At 68.9% G+C, this 15,676-nt stretch carries 15 protein-coding genes; 6 read left to right on the top strand and 9 right to left on the bottom strand.

All coding sequences use genetic code 11. The annotated features are described in order from the left end of the window. Positions 1–2: 2 nt before the first annotated feature. From AC2EBS_RS15260 to holA, 4 genes are all read left to right on the top strand, one after another. Positions 3–425: an ExbD/TolR family protein gene (locus AC2EBS_RS15260; RefSeq protein ID WP_484729293.1), complete on the top strand. Its 423-nt coding sequence runs from the start codon at positions 3–5 to the stop codon at positions 423–425. A 109-nt stretch (positions 426–534) separates the two neighbouring features. After that, positions 535–3,171 carry a leucine--tRNA ligase gene (leuS, locus tag AC2EBS_RS15265; protein WP_484729454.1) on the top strand — a complete coding sequence of 879 codons (2,637 nt, stop codon included), beginning with the start codon at positions 535–537 and terminating at the stop codon, positions 3,169–3,171. 132 nt (positions 3,172–3,303) lie between these two features. Beyond that, positions 3,304–3,768: an LPS-assembly lipoprotein LptE gene (locus tag AC2EBS_RS15270; RefSeq protein ID WP_484729294.1), complete on the top strand. Its 465-nt coding sequence runs from the start codon at positions 3,304–3,306 to the stop codon at positions 3,766–3,768. 10 nt (positions 3,769–3,778) lie between these two features. Continuing rightward, a complete protein-coding gene (gene holA, locus AC2EBS_RS15275; RefSeq protein WP_484729295.1) occupies positions 3,779–4,852 on the top strand; it encodes a DNA polymerase III subunit delta in 1,074 nt (357 codons plus the stop codon). A 10-nt stretch (positions 4,853–4,862) separates the two neighbouring features. Here the strand turns inward: holA and AC2EBS_RS15280 are convergent, their stop codons facing one another. The 7 genes from AC2EBS_RS15280 to AC2EBS_RS15310 form a co-directional block, all read right to left on the bottom strand. Further along, on the bottom strand, positions 4,863–5,807 hold the full coding sequence (locus AC2EBS_RS15280) for a 2-hydroxyacid dehydrogenase (RefSeq protein ID WP_484729296.1): 945 nt from the start codon (positions 5,805–5,807) through the stop codon (positions 4,863–4,865). Positions 5,808–5,824: 17 nt separating this feature from the next. Next, a complete protein-coding gene (locus tag AC2EBS_RS15285; protein WP_484729297.1) occupies positions 5,825–6,322 on the bottom strand; it encodes a CinA family protein in 498 nt (165 codons plus the stop codon). Positions 6,323–6,346: 24 nt separating this feature from the next. Beyond that, positions 6,347–6,838, bottom strand: coding sequence for a phosphatidylglycerophosphatase A family protein (locus AC2EBS_RS15290; protein ID WP_484729455.1), 492 nt, complete (start codon positions 6,836–6,838; stop codon positions 6,347–6,349). 131 nt (positions 6,839–6,969) lie between these two features. Continuing rightward, entirely contained in the window at positions 6,970–7,962 is a 993-nt protein-coding gene (thiL, locus tag AC2EBS_RS15295; protein ID WP_484729298.1) for a thiamine-phosphate kinase, read from the bottom strand. 70 nt (positions 7,963–8,032) lie between these two features. Continuing rightward, a complete protein-coding gene (gene udk / locus AC2EBS_RS15300) occupies positions 8,033–8,674 on the bottom strand; it encodes a uridine kinase (RefSeq protein ID WP_484729299.1) in 642 nt (213 codons plus the stop codon). Positions 8,675–8,852: 178 nt separating this feature from the next. Beyond that, entirely contained in the window at positions 8,853–10,202 is a 1,350-nt protein-coding gene (locus tag AC2EBS_RS15305) for a hypothetical protein (protein ID WP_484729300.1), read from the bottom strand. Positions 10,203–10,538: 336 nt separating this feature from the next. After that, positions 10,539–10,820, bottom strand: coding sequence for a helix-turn-helix domain-containing protein (locus AC2EBS_RS15310; protein WP_484729301.1), 282 nt, complete (start codon positions 10,818–10,820; stop codon positions 10,539–10,541). A 100-nt stretch (positions 10,821–10,920) separates the two neighbouring features. On the opposite strand from AC2EBS_RS15310, the gene AC2EBS_RS15315 reads away from it, so the two are divergent. Then, a complete protein-coding gene (locus AC2EBS_RS15315) occupies positions 10,921–12,297 on the top strand; it encodes a M16 family metallopeptidase (RefSeq protein ID WP_484729302.1) in 1,377 nt (458 codons plus the stop codon). Beyond that, entirely contained in the window at positions 12,294–12,890 is a 597-nt protein-coding gene (locus AC2EBS_RS15320; RefSeq protein WP_484729303.1) for an ABC transporter ATP-binding protein, read from the top strand. The genes AC2EBS_RS15315 and AC2EBS_RS15320 overlap by 4 nt, the downstream gene beginning before the upstream one ends. Position 12,891: 1 nt before the next feature. Here the strand turns inward: AC2EBS_RS15320 and AC2EBS_RS15325 are convergent, their stop codons facing one another. Then, the gene (locus AC2EBS_RS15325) at positions 12,892–13,539 is read right to left on the bottom strand and encodes a response regulator transcription factor (RefSeq protein WP_484729304.1); all 648 of its coding nucleotides are present in this window, start codon (positions 13,537–13,539) and stop codon (positions 12,892–12,894) included. Beyond that, complete coding sequence (locus AC2EBS_RS15330) at positions 13,536–15,620, bottom strand: ATP-binding protein (RefSeq protein WP_484729305.1); 2,085 nt, start codon at positions 15,618–15,620, stop codon at positions 13,536–13,538. Before AC2EBS_RS15330 ends, AC2EBS_RS15325 begins: the two co-directional genes overlap by 4 nt. Positions 15,621–15,676: the final 56 nt, after the last annotated feature.

The raw sequence follows: 15,676 nt of genomic DNA on the forward strand, positions 1-15,676 counted from the left end.
AGATGGCTTTCGGTCGCCTGGAGCGTCGCGAGACCCCGCCCCCGATGGGCGAGATCAATATGACGCCGCTGATCGACGTGATGCTGGTGCTGCTGGTGATCTTCATGATCACTGCGCCGCTGATGAGCACCAGCCTGCGCCTGGACCTGCCCAGCAGCCAGGCCGCCACGCCCAGCGAGGCGCCGGCCTATGTCAACGTGGCCATCACGCCCGACGGCAGCCTCTTCCTGGGCGACGAGAAGCTGCCTGCCGAGATGCTGCGGCAGCGCCTGGCTGCACTGGGCAAGAGCAACCCGCAGATGGAAGTGCAGCTGCGCGCCGACAAGACCGTGCCCTATGGCAGCGTGGCCGAGCTGATCGGCTGGCTGCAGGACGCCGGTCTGCAGCGCATCGCCTTCGTCGCCGAAGCCAAGCTGCCGGGCTGAGCCCAGTCTGCCCAGCGGGGGCCTGCGGCCCCGGCCTCCTACAATCCATCCCTTCAGCGCGGGCACGCCTGCGCGACGCTGTTTCCGCCCGAGCGCCGTCCCACAGATGATGAACGACAAGTACACCCCGTCCGAGGTCGAGAAGGCCGCCCACGCCCACTGGCAAGCCCGCGACGCCTATCGCGTCGTCGAGGACTCGAGCAAGCCGAAGTTCTATGCCTGCTCGATGCTGCCCTACCCCAGCGGCAAGCTGCACATGGGCCATGTGCGCAACTACACGATCAACGACATGCTGGCCCGGCAGCTGCGCATGAAGGGCTTCAATGTGCTGATGCCGATGGGCTGGGACGCCTTCGGCCTGCCCGCTGAAAACGCGGCGATGAAGAACAAGGTGCCGCCGGCCAAGTGGACCTACGAGAACATCGCCTACATGAAGGGCCAGATGCAGGCCATGGGCCTGGCGATCGACTGGTCGCGCGAGATCGCCACCTGCAAGCCCGACTACTACAAGTGGAACCAGTGGCTGTTCATCAAGATGCTCGAGGCGGGCATCTGCGAGCGCCGCACCCAGGTCGTCAACTGGGACCCGGTGGACCAGACCGTGCTGGCCAACGAGCAGGTCATCGACGGCCGCGGCTGGCGCTCGGGCGCCATCGTCGAGAAGCGCGAGATCCCCGGCTACTACCTGAACATCACCAAGTACGCCGAGGAGCTGCTCTCGGCCGTGGCCAACCCCGAGGACAAGAGCTATCTGTCCGGCTGGCCCGAGCGCGTACGCCTGATGCAGGAGAACTGGATCGGCAAGAGCGAGGGCGTGCGCTTCGCCTTCCCGCATCAGATCAAGGGCGCCGACGGCGCGCTGATCCAGGACGGCAAGCTGTATGTGTTCACCACGCGCGCCGACACCATCATGGGCGTGACCTTCTGCGCCGTGGCACCGGAGCACCCGCTGGCCACGCATGCCGCAGCGACCAACCCGCAGCTCGCCGCCTTCATCGAGGAATGCAAGCAGGGCGGCACCACCGAGGCCGAACTCGCCACGCAGGAGAAGAAGGGCCAGCGCACCGGCCTCTTCGTCACGCACCCGCTGACCGGCGCTGAAGTCGAGGTCTGGGTCGGCAACTATGTGCTGATGAGCTACGGCGACGGCGCCGTGATGGGCGTGCCCGCGCATGACGAGCGCGATTTCGCCTTTGCGAAGAAGTACGGCATCGCGATCAAGCAGGTCGTCGCGGTCGACGGCGAGAGCTTCAGCCTTGATGCCTGGGCCGAGTGGTATGGCGACAAGCAGAAGTGCCGCTGCGTCAACTCCGGCGTGCTCGATGGTCTCGACCACAAGGCCGCCGTCAGCAAGGTCGCCGAGCTCGTCGGTGCCAAGGGCCTGGGCGAGAAGAAGACCACCTGGCGCCTGCGCGACTGGGGCATCAGCCGCCAGCGCTACTGGGGCACGCCGATCCCGATCATCCATTGCGACGATTGCGGCGCCGTGCCGGTGCCGGCCCAGGACCTGCCGGTGGTGCTGCCCGAGGACTGCATCCCCGACGGCAGTGGCAACCCGCTGAACAAGCGCGCCGACTTCCTGAACTGCAGCTGCCCCAAGTGCGGCAAGCCCGCCAAGCGCGAGACCGACACGATGGACACATTCGTGGACAGCTCGTGGTACTTCATGCGCTATTGCGACGCGCAGAACAGCGAGGCGATGGTCGCCGACGGCACCCAGTACTGGATGCCGATGGACCAGTACATCGGCGGCATCGAGCATGCGATCCTGCACCTGCTCTACGCCCGCTTCTGGACCAAGGTGATGCGCGACCTGGGCCTGGTCAAGGTGGACGAGCCCTTCACCAAGCTGCTGACCCAGGGCATGGTGCTCAACCACATCTACTCGCGCCGCGGCGAGAAGGGTGGCATCGAGTACTTCTGGCCGCATGAGGTCGAGAACGTCTTCGATGCGTCCGGCAAGATCACCGGCGCCAAGCTCAAGAGCGACGGCTCAGCCGTGGACTACGAGGGCGTGGGCACCATGTCCAAGTCCAAGAACAATGGCGTCGATCCGCAGGAGCTGATCAACGAATACGGTGCCGACACCGCGCGCCTCTTTGTGATGTTCGCGTCGCCGCCGGAGCAGACGCTGGAATGGAACGATGCTGGCGTCGAGGGCGCGCACCGCTTCCTGAAGCGCGTCTGGGGCTTCGGCGCCAAGAACGCCGCGGCGATCCAGTCCGGCGGCACCGATTTCGCCGCGCTCAGCGGCGAAGGCAAGGCGCTGCGCCGCGAGGTGCACCTGGTGCTCAAGCAGGTCTCGTATGACTACGAGCGCATGCAGTACAACACCGTGGTCTCCGGTGCGATGAAACTGCTCAATGCACTGGAAGGCTTCAAGGCCGCCGGCCAGGATGCTGCCGTGCGCGAGGGCTTCTCGGTGCTGCTGCGCGTGCTCTACCCGGCCTGCCCGCACATCACCCACGCGCTGTGGCAGGAGCTGGGCTTCGCCGCCGAGCTGGGCGAGCTGCTGGATGCGCCCTGGCCCACGGTGGACGAAGGCGCGCTGGTGCAGGACGAGATCGAGCTGATGCTGCAGGTCAACGGCAAGCTGCGCGGCGCGATCAAGGTGCCCGCCGCTGCCGACAAGGCCGCCATCGAGGCCGCAGCGCTGGCCAGCGAAGACTTCGCCAAGTTCGCCGAAGGCAAGCCGGCCAAGAAGGTCATCGTCGTGCCCGGCCGCCTGGTCAACGTCGTCGTCTGAAACATGACCCACCCCCTACGCGCTTCGCGCGCCCCCTCAAGGGGGCACACCCGCTGGCCCGGCAAAGCCGGAGCCTCGGGTGTCGCTGGGTTCTCGGCGGCGCAAGTGCAACGCCGGCGCCTACTCGGCCTCTTGCTAAGCGCGCCATTGGCCGGCTGCGGCTTCGCGCCGCGGCGCGAGCCCGAGCTGCACTTCAGCACCATCGGCCTGCTCGGCTTCAAGGCCGACTCGCCGCTGGCGGCCGAGCTCAAGCGTCAGATCGCGCGTACGCCGGTCAAGCTGCTCGACGACGCCAACCGCGCCGAGGTCGTGCTGGAAGCCAGCGAAGACAGCCGCAAGCGCCGCGTCGTGGCCACCACCAGCGCCGGCCTGGTGCGCGAATGGCAACTGCAGCTGCGCCTGGACTATCTGCTGCGCACGCCGGCCGGCGAAGTGCTGCTGCCACGCGCCGAGCTGCTGATGACGCGCGAGATGAACTACACCGAAGCCGCCGCGCTGGCCAAGGAGCAGGAGGAGGCGCAGCTCTTCCGCAATATGCAGGCCGATGCGGTGGCGCAGGTGATGCGCCGGCTCTCGTCGGTCCGCCTCCCCCGCTGAGCTTCCAGCCATGCAGCTCCGCGCCGACGCACTCGCGCCGCAACTCGCCAAAGGCCTGAAGCCGCTCTACACGGTGTGGGGCGACGAGCCGCTGCTGGCGCAGGAGGCGGCCGACGCGATCCGTGCTGCGGCACGCGCGCAGGGCTTCGGCGAGCGCCAGGTCTTCACCGTCAGCGGCGCCTATTTCGACTGGGGCCCGGTGCTCGCCGCCGCGCAGGAGCTGAGCCTCTTTTCCGAGCGCCAGTTCATCGAGATCCGCATCCCCTCGGGCAAGCCGGGCAAGGACGGCTCCGAGCAGCTGCAGCGCTACTGCGCGAACCTCAGCGAGGACATCGTCACGCTGGTCACGCTGCCCAAGCTGGACCGCACGCAGCAGAACAGCGCCTGGTTCCAGGCACTGGACGCCAACGGCGTGACGGTGCGCGTGGACCCGATCGAGCGCCGCGCGTTGCCGCAGTGGCTGGCGCAGCGCCTGGCCGCACAGGGCCAGCGCGTCGAAGCCGGCGAGGCCGGCCAGCAGGCGCTGGCCTTCTTTGCCGACCGCGTGGAGGGCAATCTGCTCGCCGCGCACCAGGAACTGCAGAAGCTCGCGCTGCTCCACCCGGCCGGCGAGCTGACGTTCGCGCAGATCGAAGCCGCGGTGCTCAACGTCGCGCGCTACGACGTGTTCAAGCTCAGCGAAGCGGTGCTCGGCGGCCAGCTGTCGCGCACCTTGCGCATGCTCGAAGGCCTTCAGGCCGAGGGCGAGGCCGCGGTGCTGGTGCACTGGGCGCTGGCCGAGGACATCCGCGCGCTGCGCCGCGTGCGCGAGGCAGTCGATGCCGGCAAGCCGCTGCCGATGGCGCTGCGCGAGGCGCGCGTCTGGGGCCCCAAGGAAAAGCTCTTCGAGCGCATCGTCCCCGGCATCAAGAGCAGCGCCGAACTGCTGCCGCTGGTGCAGGCCGCGCAGATCTGCGACGGCCTGGTCAAGGGCCTGCGCCACCCCGGCTGGCCGGCCGATCCCTGGGCCGGGCTGCAGCGCCTGGCGCTGATGCTGATCGAAGCCGCTGCGCCGCGCGCGCCGCAGCTGGCGCTGCGCCCCTGAGCCGTCTCCGTCAATAGCCGCGCCCGCGCTCCACCAGATGCGCCAGCGGCCGGCCTTCGCGCAGCGCACGCACATTGGCCGCCACCACCGCGCAGGCGCTGCGCGGGTCGGTCTGCGCCGCGGTGTGCGGCAGCACGGTCACGCCGGGGTGCCACCAGAAGGCATGCTCGGCCGGCAGCGGCTCGGTCTGGAACACATCGAGCAGCGCATGACGAATCTGCTGCGCGTCCAGCGCAGCCAGCAGGTCGGCCTCCACCACCTGTGCGCCACGTGCCAGGTTCACCAGGCCGGCGCCGCGCTTCATCTGCGCAAAGCGGGCGGCGTCGAAGAAGCCGCGCGTCGCCTCGGTCAGCGGCAGCAGGTTGATCACCGTGTCGGCGCGCGCCAGGGCCTCGGCCAGCGCAGCCTCGCCGTGCACGCAATGCTCGACGCCCTCGATCCGCGTCTCGCGCGTGCTGTAGCCGGTGACGGCGTAGCCCAGCTGCGCCAGCGTGCGCGCCACGCGCCCGCCCAGCTCCCCCAGGCCCAGCACCAGCACCTGCCACTCGTGCGCGCGCAGCTGCGGCGGCTGGCGCCATACGGCCTCGCGCTGCTGCAGCTGCAGTTCGAAGAAATGCCGGTGCTGGCCCAGCACCGCCCACAGCGCGGTCTGCACCATGGCCTCGTTCATCGCCGGGTCCACCATGCGCGCCAGCGGCACGCCAGCGGGCAGCGTGGGGTCGGCCAGCAGCCTGTCCACGCCCGCCCACAGCGACTGGATCAGGCGCAGGTTCGGCAGCTGCTGCAGCAGACCCTGCGCGGGATTGGCGACGACGGCCACCTCGATGGACGCCGCCTCGGCCGCGTCGCGCGGCGCGTCGAGCACCCAGGGCTCGCCCGGCAGCTGGGCCTGCAGCTGCGCCAGGTACTGGTCGCGCTCGGCCGCGCCCCAGCGGCCCGTCAGTAGCAAGGCCATGGCCAGGCGCCCTTTCTTCAATCCTTGTCTTCGAGCGCCTCGCACAGCGCCATCAGGCCCGCGCGCACCGTGGCCATGCGCACCTCGTGGCGGTCGCCTGGGAAGAGCTCCTGCCAGACCTTGGGCGGCTTGCCGGGCTGGGCCAGCGCCAGCCACACGGTGCCCACCGGCTTGCCCGCGCTGCCGCCCGTGGGGCCGGCGATGCCGGTGACGGCCAGCGCCCAGTCCACCGGCGCATGTGCCAGCAGGCCGCGCGCCATATGCGACGCCACCTCGCCGCTGACCGAGCCATGCAACTCGATCAGCGCCGCGGGCACGCCCAGCAGCTCGGTCTTGGCCTGGTTGCTATAGCTCACCACGCCACGCTCGAACCACTGGCTGGAGCCGGAGAGGCTGGTGCAGGCCGCGGCAATCAGGCCGCCGGTGCAGGACTCGGCAGTCGCCATGCGCTCGCAGCGCTGGATCAGCGCCAGCGCGATGCGATGGATCAGTTCGGATTCGTCGGGGAACAGCATGGCGGATCTCCTTGCCTCGCGTGCTTATGCCATGAGCGCGCGCCATAGCGCGATCACCAGGAGCGTACATCCGGCGGCGACGAAATCGTCAAAGAGAATCCCCCAGCCCTGCGCCCAGCCAACCGGCGCGCCGCGCTGGCCCTTGAAGAGCCCATCGGCCCAGGCCACCGGCCCGAACTTCACCGCATCGAAGAAGCGGAACAGCGCGAAGGCCACCAGCTGCCCCCAGAAGCCCGTAGGCATCACCAGCACCAGCACCAGCCAGAAGGCCAGTACCTCGTCCCACACCACGGCGCTGGGGTCAGGCGTTGCCAGATTGCGCGCCGTCACCGTGCAGGCCCACCAGCCGACCAACGTGCCGATGGCGATCAGCCCCAGCCACTGCGCCTCGCTCAGCCAGACGTCGAAGACCAGAAACGCCGCCCAGGCCCACAGCGTGCCCACCGTGCCCGGCGCCTTGGGCGAGAGCCCGCTGCCGAAGCCCAGCGCGATCCAGTGTGCCGGATGGCCCAGCATGAAGCGCGCGGTGGCGCGGCGCGGGCCGGACGCTGACGGCGGCGCGGCGGCCGTCGCTGCTGCTGCGGAGGCGACAGCGACAGGCGGCGGCGCTTCTTGCGCCTGCGCTTGTTGTTCTTGCTCTGCTTGGCTCATGCGTTGGTCTTGAAGTGGTCAAAGCTTGCCGGCACGGCATCCTCGGGCAAGACCTGACCCTGCGCATCGATCAGCCGCAGCTGCCCGGCCGGCAGTTCGTCACCGGCACACAGCCGGCCCACACGCGTCACCGGCGTGCCGCTGGCTGCCGCGGCGGCCAACACCGCGTCGCGCGTGGAAGGCGGCGCGCTGAAGACCAGCTCGTAATCGTCGCCGCCAGCCAGCGTGCACAGGCGCTGCAACGCCAGCGGCTGCTTGGCTATAGCCGGGCCGCGCGGCAGCGCATCGGCGTCAACGACAGCGCCCAGGCCCGAGCGCGCCAGCACATGGCCCAGGTCGCCGACGAAGCCGTCCGACACATCGATCGCGCTGCTCGCCAAGCCACGCAGCGCCTGGCCCAGCGCCACGCGCGGCTGCGGTATCTCCATCGCGCGGCGCGCGGTAGCGAAGTCCTCGCCACTGAGCTGCACCGTGCCACGGAACCCCTCCAGCGCCAGCCGCGCATCGCCCAGCGTGCCGGAGACATACAAGTCATCGCCCGCCTTCGCGCCGCTGCGCAGCAGCGCCGTGCCGGCCGGCGCCTCGCCCATCACCGTGATGCAGATGTTCAGCGGCCCGGCCGTGGTGTCGCCACCGACCAGCGCGATGCCATGCGCATCCGCCAGCGCGAACAAGCCGCGCGCAAAGCCTGCGAGGAAGACTTCATCCACACGCGGCAGCGCCAGCGCCAGCGTGAAGGCCCGCGGCGTGGCGCCGCTGGCCGCCAGGTCCGACAGATTCACCGCCAGCGCCTTGTGGCCCAGCCGCTCGGGCGCGACGGTCGACAAGAAATGCCGGCCCTCGACCAACATGTCGGTGGACACCAGCCACTGCGTGCCCGGCGTCGGGCTCAGCACGGCGCAGTCGTCGCCGATGCCGAGCGCGACACCGGACTGCGGTGCAGCCGTGTCGCGCGTGAAGAAGCGTTTGATCAGGTCGAATTCGCCCATGCGGGCATTGTCTCAGCCCTCGGTTCCGGGGTCAGGGCTCCAGGACGCCCGAGCGACGGGCGCCTGGGCCTCAGCCACGCTCGTAATCGTGCAACAGGCTCTTCACCTTGGTGGTGATGATGTCCACCGCCGGACCGTTGGCGCCGTGCGGCAAGATCACGTCGGCGTTGCGCTTGGTCGGCTCGATGAACTGCTTGTGCATCGGGCGCACCGTTTCCAGGTACTGGTTCACCACCGACTCGGTGCTGCGGCCACGCTCCGAAATATCGCGCTGCAGCCGACGGATGAAGCGCACGTCCGAGGCCGTGTCCACATAGATCTTCAGCGACATCATGTTGCGCAGCTTGGTGTCGTACAGGGCGAACAGGCCCTCGACCACGATCACCGGTGCGGGCTGCACGGTGATGGTCTCGCTGGAGCGGTTGTCGGCTGCGAAGTCATACACCGGCATCGCTATCGCCTCGCCCTTGCGCAGCGCGGCCAGGTGCTGCGTCATCAGCGGCCAGTCAAAGGCATCGGGATGGTCGTAGTTCTGCTTGCGCCGTTCTTCAGGCGGCATGTGGGACTGGTCCCGGTAGTAGTCATCCTGCATCACGACCGCCACCTTCTCCGGCCCGATCGCGGCAAAGACTTCTCGCGTCACCGTCGATTTGCCGCTGCCGCTGCCTCCTGCGACACCGATGACAAAAGGCTTGTGCGGGTTCTTGGGCATGTGCTCGTGCTGCAGGCTTGGGCGAAGTCTGAGAATGTACAAGTTGGCGAGGTGGTTATGAGCAGCCTCGGGGGCATTCACTTTGCACCCAGCTGCCAGCCGGCGAAGACAAGACCGGCCAGCGCTTTGGCAACCGCCACCAGGGCGAGGACGACGACGACGGCACACAGCATGGGCGTCAGCCCCCGCAAGCGCTCCAGGACTTGCCAGCATCGCTGCTGCATTCCTTGAGGCTTGTGCCATCTGCGCGGGTGCTGGTGCGCGACAAGCTGCCGGTGCTCTGCTTCTCAACGATGACACGCAGGCCGCTGTCGTCGGTCGACCGCTTGTACCAGCCGTCCGTGGCGACCTTGACCTCTTCGTCGAAGCGGAAGCCGCTGCTGGCGATGCGCTTGATCACGCTGCTGAAGTCCAGCTGGGCACTCTTGCCTTGCAGGTGATGCCAGTCCGCAAGGGCCTGGTGCTCGGGGTGGGAGCTGTCGAAGCGCAGTACGCTCGTATAGCTGACCCTCCCCACGGTGTAGTTCGCGTAGTAGTCACGCATGCCCGTGCTTCCCGGCGTGGCATGAGCCTCACCCATGCAGGCCAGCGGGTCGGTCTCCCGCTTGGGGGCCTGGTAGTGCACGACCAGTTCGTAAGTGACGCCGTCCTTTTGCTGCTCGACGCCCTCATCGAGCACGCAGATGTAGTCGCTCGCATCGAGCTGGTAGTTATAAGCGGTGCGGGTGGTCTTCAGCGTGGCCGCACCCCAGGGCTCTTGATCCTGACTGCGAAGATGCAGAACGCGCTCCACCTTGCTCAGGTCGCTGCCCAGCACGACCCACTCGTTGCTGTAGCCCGAGGGGCGCCAGACCGAGACATTGCGGTACCAGACGCCGGCCTGGTCATAGAGGTTGCTGGTGCCGCGGCCGCGGTAGACCTCGGCGCGCACATGGCTGGCATCGGGGTATTGCACATGCAGCTTCTGCTTGTAGGCATAGCCCGCCTTCAGGCCTTTGACGATGTCCTGCGCCAGTGCATAGCTCTGGCTGTCCTGGGTCTGGATGAAGTCGGCATGAATGCGCGCCTCCGACAGATTGTGTCGGCGCACCAGATCACCCATCACGGTCTTGATCTCGTTGACCATGTTCTCGCGCAGCTGCTGGTTCTGTCGCAGCTGATCGCAGCTGCTGAGGCTCGGCGAAGAGGCGGTGAGGCGAGTGCGCACCTGATCCCAGATCGCGCTGGTCAAGGGCGAGATGTGCAGCACCTGGGCCTCGCTGATGGGCTGGAACCTTGGGGCGACCGACATCTGATAGGCCTGCGTCACCGCTCCGCTGCTTTCGTCCACCGCACCCACAGGCACATCGACGTAGAGCGTGGCGTAGGGCAAGCAGGCCTGCTGCGACTCACTGAGCTCCAGCTGATAGGCGCCCGCCGCCTTGGACAGCGCCGAGGGCTCGTCGGCATCCCGCTTCTGGTTGCCATTGATGTCCAGCCACACGGTGGCACCGCTGACATAACCGTCGATGACCTTGCCGCTGAGCACGCTCTTGGGGGCTGGGGCTGGGGCTGGGGCTGGGGCTGGAGCCGGAGCGGTTGCCGGCGCCTGGCCGCCACCACCACCGCATCCGACCAGAAGCGCCAGTGCCAAGCCGCTCGCGCAGCCTGTCGCCCATCGTCGAGTTTCGGCTCCCATGTGCATGCTCTCCCTCATGAACTCTTGTCAAAAAAGTCGGGGAGTCTAGGTGCTGGAGACGCACGTCAGCTACGGGTTACCACCAGAATCGCTGCGGACTCTTGGTGTCAGCCTGTCGCACCTCGGGCCACAGCGCTTGCATACAAAGAGACCGAGCGGCAACAGACGGCGGGGGCCACGCTGCGGTTAGGTACGCGAAGCTGGCGATGACTGCGGCGGCACCGATGCGTCGATGGACACCGCCAGCCCATACTGCGCCAACAGGCCGATCACATGCCCGACGGCCACGCCGGGCTCGCCGGCTTCGATACGCCCGATGGTCTGCACATGCACGCCCAGTCGGGCTGCTGCCGCGGCCTGACCTTCGCCAGCCTGCAGCCGCGCGGCCTTGGCGGCGGCGCCGAGTTGCTGGATCGCCTGCAGGGCGTCGGGGGCTATGTCCGAGGAGATGCGCTTGCCTTGTGCCATGCGCGCATTGTGGACCTTGGCGGCAGGGCGGGACGGCTGACGCCGGAGCGGCGACACTAGCGAGCCTCACTCATCGTCCGCTTCTGCACGCTCAATCGCCTTGGATTCCCGCCTCTCCTCCTCGTCCGCTGCGCCGCCGCTCTTCGCCACGCTCCCCAACGGCCTGCGCCTCGTCGCCATCCCCATGCCCTGGCGGGCCACGGTGAGCTTGAGCGTGTTCGTGCGCACCGGCAGCCTGCACGAGAGTTCGGCGCGGCTCAATGGCATCAGCCATGTGGTGGAGCACATGGCCTTCAAGGGCACGGCCACGCGGGACTGCCAGCGCATCAATCTGGAAGCCGAGGCGCTGGGCGCCGAGATGAATGCGCACACCGACAAGGACCACACGGCCTTCCATATCGAGGGGCTGCCGCAGGATCTGCCGGCCTTCGTCGCGCTGCTGGCCGACATCGTGCTGAACCCGAGCTTTCCCGAGGACGAGCTGGCGCGCGAGCTGCGCGTGATCGAGCAGGAATATGCCGAGTACGAGGAAGACCCGGCCTCGCTGGCGTTCCGCCTTTTCGACGCGGCCTGCTACGGCAGCGCGCACCCGGCCGGGCGGCCCATCATCGGCACGCGCGCCAATATCCGGCGCTTCAAGCGCGAGGACCTGCTGGCCTATGTGCAGCGGCAGTACACGGCGCGCAATGTGGTGGTCGCCGTGGCCGGGCCGGTGGACGAAGCGATGTTCGCCGCGCTGGAACGGCAGCTGCAGCACGACACCGGCTTCGGCGCGATGCACCCCGGCGAGGCCAACCGCGTGGACACGCCCGCCTGGCTGGGCGGGCTGAAGACGCGGCGCCTGGCGGGCAGCGGGCAGACGCAACTGGTGCTGGGCTTTGCGGCGCCGGCGCTGCCCGCGGGCGAGGCGGCCACCGCGCCGCATGTGCTGGCCGCGGCAATGCTGGGCGAGGGCATGAGCTCGCCGCTGCTGGACGAGATCCGCGAGCGCCGCGGCCTGGCCTACCAGGCCGGGTGCGCGGCCGACATTTGGCCGCACGGCGGGCAGTTCGTCATCGATGCGTCCACCGCGCCGGAGCAGGCCATCGAGCTGCTGGATGCGGTGCATGCGCTGCTACAGCGCCATGCGGACGGCACCGGGGGCGGCGCCGGCGACCGCATCGCGCTGGAGCGTGCGCGCAAGCAGCTGATCGTGCGCGCGCTGCGCTCGCAGGAACAGCCGGCGCGTCGGCTGGAGGCGGCAGCGCAGGATCTTTTTTGCTTCGGCCGACTGCGCGAGACCCGGGACTGGATCGCGCAGCTGCAGGCGGTGACGCCGGCGCAGATCGCCGCGACTTTTGCGGCGATGCAGAGCGGCGCCTCGGGCGAAGAGTCGATCAAGAAGCCCGCGCTGGCACTGGCCGGCAGCGTGCCGGCCAAGGCGCGCGAGCGGGCGGCGGCGCTGTTCGGCTTCACGGCGGAGGCAGCGTCGGCATGAGCATGAACAGCAGCAACAGCAATGCCCAAACGATCATCGCGTTCAGCGCGCTGCGCTGCCCCGGCCAGGACGCGCCGCTGAGCTTCGCGCTGCGGCCAGGCCTGACCTTCATCAGCGGTGGCGAGGGACGCGGCAAGAGCAGCCTGCTGCGCCTGATCGCCGCGGTGGCGCGTGCTCAGGGCCTGAGCGTGTGGCTGGAGCAGCCGGCCGATGCGGTGCACGACCAGCGGGTGGCGCGTGCGTGGCTGGATGAGCGGCGCGCCGGATCGACTGATGCGCGCTGGAACGATGCGTTGCAGGCCGCGCTGGTGCAGGCCTTCGCGCTGGGCGAGCATCTGGACAAGCCGATGTACATGCTCTCTGCCGGCAGCCGGCGCAAGCTGGGCCTGGTGGGCGCGGCGGCCAGCGGCGCAGCAATCACGCTGCTGGACGTACCTTTTGCGGCCATCGACATGCGCTCGGCACGCGTGCTGGGCGAGCTGCTGGCCGATGCGGCCGATGACGATGCCCGCGCCTGGGTACTGGCCGACTATGCGCGGCCGGCCACGCTGGACGATGTGACGTTGGCGGGCGAGATCGCCCTCGGCGATTGACTCAATCGCCCCGCAGCAGGTTCGACAGCTCCACCGCCGACTTCACGTTCATCTTCTCGAAGACGCGTGCACGGTGGACCTCGACGGTGCGCACGCTGATGTTGAGCTGGTCGGCGATCAGCTTGTTCGGCAGGCCCTGCACCACCAGGGCCATCACTTCGCGCTCGCGGTCGGTCAGCTCGGCCATGCGCTGCGCGCGCTGGCCCAGTTGGGCGCGCGCTTCGATGGCTTGCTCGCTGAGCTTGAGCGCCTGCTCGACACGGTCCACCAGGCTGTTGTCGGAGAAGGGCTTCTCGACGAAGTCGAAGGCGCCGCGCTTGACGGTGGAAACGGCGGTGGGCACGTCGCCATGGCCGGTGAGGAAGATCACCGGCAGCACGTCACCCAGGCCGCGCTCGATCAGGCGCTCGAACAGCGCCAGCCCGCTCATGCCGGGCATGCGCACGTCCAGCAGCAGACAGGACGGCGCATCGGGCCAGCCGCGGCCGCGGTTGGGCCGCGCGTCGAGCATGGCCTCGAAATCCTCGGCACTGGCATAGGCCTCGGAGAGCAGGCGACGCGAGCGCAGCAGCCAGGTCAGCGCGTCGCGCACGACGTCTTCGTCGTCGACCAGATAGACCATGGGCAGCGCGTTGCGGTTGAGCGTCATGGCGAAGAGGATGTCTCGGTTGTGCCCGGTGCAGGCATGTTATCGGCCGGCAGCGTGAAGCGGAACGCGGTGCCCGTGCCCGCGCCGGGGCTGCCGGCTTCGGTGCGGCTCTCGAAGTCGATTGCGCCGCCGTGCTGTTCCACCACCGTGCGGCACAGGCTCAGGCCCAAGCCCATGCCTTCGCTACGCGTAGTGAAGAAGGGCGTGAACAGCTGCCTGGCCACCGCCTCGGGGATGCCGGGACCACGGTCGATCACCGCGATGGTCACCCAGCGTGGCGAGCTCTGCGTGACACGCAGCGTCAGCACCCGATCCGCCAGCGGCGTGGCCACGTCCATGGCCTGGATGCCGTTGCGGCTGAGGTTCAGCAGCACCTGTTCGACCATGGTGCGGTCGCAGCGCACGCGCGGCGGCGGGTCGGGCAGCTCCACGTCGATGCGCGCGCCGCTCTTGCGCGCCTGCAGCCGCACCAGCGGCAGGACAGCGTCGAAGAGCTGGTCCACGCCTATGGCCTCGCGCGACTGGTCGCGGCGGCGCACGAAGTCGTGCACGCTGCGGATCACGCGGCCGGCACGCTCGGCCTGCTCGGCGATGCGCATCAGCGCCTGGCGCACCATCGCCGGCGTCTGCGGATCGTGCGCTTCGCGCGTGACCAGGTTCAGCGAGGCCGTGGCATAGCTGGCGATTGCGGCCAGCGGCTGGTTCAACTCGTGGCTGAGCAGCGAGGCCATCTCGCCGACCGTGGCCAGACGCGCCGTGGCCTGCAGGCGGTCCTGCTGCTGGCGCGAGAGTTCCTCGACGCGGCGCTGCGCGCTGACATCCAGCACCGCGCTCATCCACCCCGCCTGCTGACCCTGGGCATTCTGCAGCGGCGCCTCGAAGATCAGCACCGGGAAACGCTCGCCGTTCTTGCGCATGAACACGGTCTCGAAGCCCTGACGCTGCTCGGGGATCAGGCCGCCGCGTTCGCGGCGCTCGCGATGGCGGCGCTGGTACTCGGCGATGAACTCGGGCGGCCAGTAGGGCGGCACCGGCTGGCCCAGCAGTTCTTCAGGCGTGAAGCCGACGATGGCGCAGAAGGCCGGGTTCACATAGGTGATGTTGCCGTCCATGTCGCGCGCGCGCAGGCCGGTGATCAGCGAGTTTTCCATCGCTTGCCTGAAGGCCAGTGCTTCGGCCAATGCCGCCTCGGCCTTGGCGCGGCGACGCACATCCCGCGCCAGCAGCAGCACCACCGCGAAGAGGGCCAGCGACAGGCCCAGCACCAGCGCAGTGGTCAGGTTGGGAATCAGCTTGGGGGCCCCGGCGGCGCTGTTGACGCGCAGTTGCAGCGTCAGCCCGGGGAGGTCGACGACGCGATCGGCCACGTAGTGACCAGCACCCCGCACCAGGCCGGCTCTGGCCAGACGCGTGCCGTCGCCTTCGACGAAGCTGATCTCGTGCCTGCGCGCCAACTCGGGCGTGACCGCATCTTCGAGCAGCTGGCGCAGCCCCACGGTCGCGACGATGAAGCCTTCGACCTCACCGGCACGCTGGCGCGGCAGGCACAGGTCGGCGACCTCGAGGCCATCGCCGCCGGACAGCGGCACGAAGTAGCTGCGCGAGTACAGCTGCGCACCCTGGCGCAACGAAGCCACGCAGGCCAGCTCGGTCTCGAGCTGCAGTTGCTCGCGGCGGATGCGGTTGAACAGCGGCGGCGAGTAGGGCGAGTCGACCGCCAGCTGCACATGCCGCTCGGCATCGCGGTACTCGACACGCAGCAGGCCGCGCGATTGGCGCAGCAGCGTCGCCGCATCGGTCAGCCAGCGGCTCTCGTCGACGGCCTCCCAGAGCAGGCCCTGCAAGGCCTGCAGCTCGCGGCCGGCCTGCTGCTTGGCCCGTGCCGCCACTTCGCCTGCGCTCTGCTCCGCCTGCTCCTGGGCGCGCGCAGCCTCGTAGTTGAGCGTCAGCCAGACCAGCAGCGTCTGCACCACCGCCAGCAGCCCCACCAGCGCCCCCCACAGCAGCGCACGGCGCCAGCGCCGCCAGGGCCTGGCACTGCGCAGCGGCAGAAAGCGGTCGAAGCTGGTGGGTGAGTTCATCGGCGGGCGCAGTATGCGGCGCCAGGGCGGCGGCGCGCTGCGCAGTTTCGCGTATC

The organism is Roseateles sp. T103, assembly GCF_057219915.1.

Excerpts from the sequence above, each read along its gene's own strand:
- leuS (WP_484729454.1), top strand. The coding sequence starts at position 535 with ATGAACGACAAGTACACCCCGTCCGAGGTCGAGAAGGCCGCCCACGCC.
- AC2EBS_RS15280 (WP_484729296.1), bottom strand. The coding sequence starts at position 5,807 with ATGGCCTTGCTACTGACGGGCCGCTGGGGCGCGGCCGAGCGCGACCAG.
- thiL (WP_484729298.1), bottom strand. The coding sequence starts at position 7,962 with ATGGGCGAATTCGACCTGATCAAACGCTTCTTCACGCGCGACACGGCT.
- udk (WP_484729299.1), bottom strand. The coding sequence starts at position 8,674 with ATGCCCAAGAACCCGCACAAGCCTTTTGTCATCGGTGTCGCAGGAGGC.
- AC2EBS_RS15310 (WP_484729301.1), bottom strand. The coding sequence starts at position 10,820 with ATGGCACAAGGCAAGCGCATCTCCTCGGACATAGCCCCCGACGCCCTG.
- AC2EBS_RS15330 (WP_484729305.1), bottom strand. The coding sequence starts at position 15,620 with ATGAACTCACCCACCAGCTTCGACCGCTTTCTGCCGCTGCGCAGTGCC.
- AC2EBS_RS15260 (WP_484729293.1), top strand. The coding sequence starts at position 3 with ATGGCTTTCGGTCGCCTGGAGCGTCGCGAGACCCCGCCCCCGATGGGC.
- AC2EBS_RS15290 (WP_484729455.1), bottom strand. The coding sequence starts at position 6,838 with ATGCTGGGCCATCCGGCACACTGGATCGCGCTGGGCTTCGGCAGCGGG.
- holA (WP_484729295.1), top strand. The coding sequence starts at position 3,779 with ATGCAGCTCCGCGCCGACGCACTCGCGCCGCAACTCGCCAAAGGCCTG.
- AC2EBS_RS15320 (WP_484729303.1), top strand. The coding sequence starts at position 12,294 with ATGAGCATGAACAGCAGCAACAGCAATGCCCAAACGATCATCGCGTTC.
- AC2EBS_RS15325 (WP_484729304.1), bottom strand. The coding sequence starts at position 13,539 with ATGACGCTCAACCGCAACGCGCTGCCCATGGTCTATCTGGTCGACGAC.
- AC2EBS_RS15285 (WP_484729297.1), bottom strand. The coding sequence starts at position 6,322 with ATGCTGTTCCCCGACGAATCCGAACTGATCCATCGCATCGCGCTGGCG.